11 tRNA genes and 1 rRNA gene are annotated in these 1,077 nt (G+C 52.4%); all 12 read left to right on the top strand.

The window, feature by feature from the left end:
- A 5S ribosomal RNA gene (gene rrf / locus RZ78_RS05935) occupies window positions 1–88 on the top strand; the annotation flags it as partial.
- Between the two features lie 6 nt (window positions 89–94).
- A tRNA-Val gene (locus RZ78_RS05930) sits at window positions 95–167 on the top strand.
- Between the two features lie 7 nt (window positions 168–174).
- Window positions 175–247 (top strand) — tRNA-Lys (locus RZ78_RS05925).
- A 17-nt stretch (window positions 248–264) separates the two neighbouring features.
- Window positions 265–337, top strand: a tRNA-Thr gene (locus RZ78_RS05920).
- A 4-nt stretch (window positions 338–341) separates the two neighbouring features.
- Window positions 342–413 (top strand) — tRNA-Gly (locus RZ78_RS05915).
- A gap of 19 nt (window positions 414–432) precedes the next feature.
- Window positions 433–521 (top strand) — tRNA-Leu (locus RZ78_RS05910).
- 3 nt (window positions 522–524) lie between these two features.
- A tRNA-Arg gene (locus RZ78_RS05905) sits at window positions 525–598 on the top strand.
- Window positions 599–603: 5 nt separating this feature from the next.
- Window positions 604–677, top strand: a tRNA-Pro gene (locus tag RZ78_RS05900).
- 34 nt (window positions 678–711) lie between these two features.
- Window positions 712–785 (top strand) — tRNA-Met (locus tag RZ78_RS05895).
- A 9-nt stretch (window positions 786–794) separates the two neighbouring features.
- Window positions 795–868, top strand: a tRNA-Ile gene (locus tag RZ78_RS05890).
- 25 nt (window positions 869–893) lie between these two features.
- Window positions 894–981, top strand: a tRNA-Ser gene (locus tag RZ78_RS05885).
- Between the two features lie 9 nt (window positions 982–990).
- Window positions 991–1,064, top strand: a tRNA-Met gene (locus RZ78_RS05880).
- Window positions 1,065–1,077: the final 13 nt, after the last annotated feature.

The following is a 1,077-nucleotide window of genomic DNA, read 5'->3' as shown; positions in this document are numbered from 1 at the left end:
TGTTCCCATGCCGAACACAGAAGTTAAGCTTCTAAACGCCGATAGTAGTTGAGGGATCGCCCTCTGCAAGGGTAGGAAGTCGCCGCGCAATTATGGAGGATTAGCTCAGTTGGGAGAGCATCTGCCTTACAAGCAGGAGGTCACAGGTTCGAGCCCTGTATCCTCCATCCATACGAGCCGTTAGCTCAGCCGGTAGAGCATCTGACTTTTAATCAGAGGGTCGGCAGTTCGAACCTGCCACGGCTCATTAATTTAATATAATATGCCGACTTAGCTCAGCTGGCAGAGCACCTGTCTTGTAAACAGGGGGTCGGAGGTTCGAATCCTCTAGTCGGCATTATGCGGAAGTAGTTCAGTGGTAGAACATCACCTTGCCATGGTGGGGGTCGCGGGTTCGAATCCCGTCTTCCGCTTTGCCAATTCATTATATATGCCGGGGTGGCGGAATTGGCAGACGCACAGGACTTAAAATCCTGCGGTTAGTGATAACCGTACCGGTTCGATCCCGGTCCTCGGCACCATATGCACCCATAGCGCAACTGGATAGAGTGTCTGACTACGAATCAGAAGGTTGTAGGTTCGACTCCTACTGGGTGCATTTCTCGGGAAGTAGCTCAGCTTGGTAGAGCACCTGGTTTGGGACCAGGGGGTCGCAGGTTCGAATCCTGTCTTCCCGATAGAGTTTAATAACTCGTCATATTAGTCACATATCGCGGTGTAGCTCAGCTGGCTAGAGCGTCCGGTTCATACCCGGGAGGTCGGGGGTTCGATCCCCTCTGCCGCGATTAGGTCTTGGACCTTTAGCTCAGTTGGTTAGAGCAGACGGCTCATAACCGTCCGGTCGTAGGTTCGAGTCCTACAAGGTCCATAGTGGACTTTGTTTCACGTCATATGGAGAATTACCCAAGTGGCTGAAGGGGGCGGTCTTGAAAACCGCTAGGTGGGTCAAACCACGCGAGAGTTCGAATCTCTCATTCTCCTTTATATTATCGCGGGATAGAGCAGTCTGGTAGCTCGTCGGGCTCATAACCCGGAGGTCGTTGGTTCAAATCCGGCTCCCGCAATTTTGGTTCGTTG

This window comes from Apilactobacillus kunkeei, assembly GCF_001308195.1.
GTDB lineage: Bacteria > Bacillota > Bacilli > Lactobacillales > Lactobacillaceae > Apilactobacillus > Apilactobacillus kunkeei_C.
This window is presented reverse-complemented; position numbering and strand designations above follow the sequence as displayed.